The sequence below is a fragment of the Trinickia symbiotica genome, assembly GCF_003028655.1.
GTDB lineage: Bacteria > Pseudomonadota > Gammaproteobacteria > Burkholderiales > Burkholderiaceae > Trinickia > Trinickia symbiotica_A.
Genome location: NZ_PYUC01000065.1, coordinates 1 through 436 on the forward strand (window position 1 = coordinate 1; position 436 = coordinate 436).

A 436-nucleotide genomic window follows, 5' to 3' on the forward strand; every position below is an offset into this window, starting at 1 on the left:
CTACAACTCAAGAAGTTAGTGCTTCAGCAGAAGAAATAGGAAATGCAACAAATGAATTAACAAAGAAATCAAATATTAGTTTTAAGTCTGCAATTGAAATTAAAGAAAGAGCTATTAAGATAAAAGAAAAGGCAAATGATAATATAGAACAAGGAAATATAATATATGAAGAAAATAGGAAAAATATTTTGAAAGCGATAGAAGATGGAAAAGTTGTGCAAAGTGTTAAACTTATGGCAGATTCAATTGGCGAGATAGCTGAGCAAACAAATCTGCTTGCACTAAATGCGGCAATTGAAGCAGCAAGAGCAGGAGAAATGGGTAAAGGTTTTGCTGTAGTAGCGGAAGAAGTAAGAACCCTTGCAGAACAATCTTCAAATGCTGTTGTAAGTATTCAAAGAATGGTTTATAAAGTACAAGAAGCATTTGATAATAT

Annotated in this window: 1 protein-coding gene; it reads left to right on the plus strand. The window is 32.1% G+C overall.

Features of this window, described 5'->3' with window-relative positions; translation table 11 throughout:
- The coding region (locus C9I57_RS33765; protein WP_258187933.1) for a methyl-accepting chemotaxis protein at nt 1–436 on the plus strand (436 nt) is incomplete at both ends.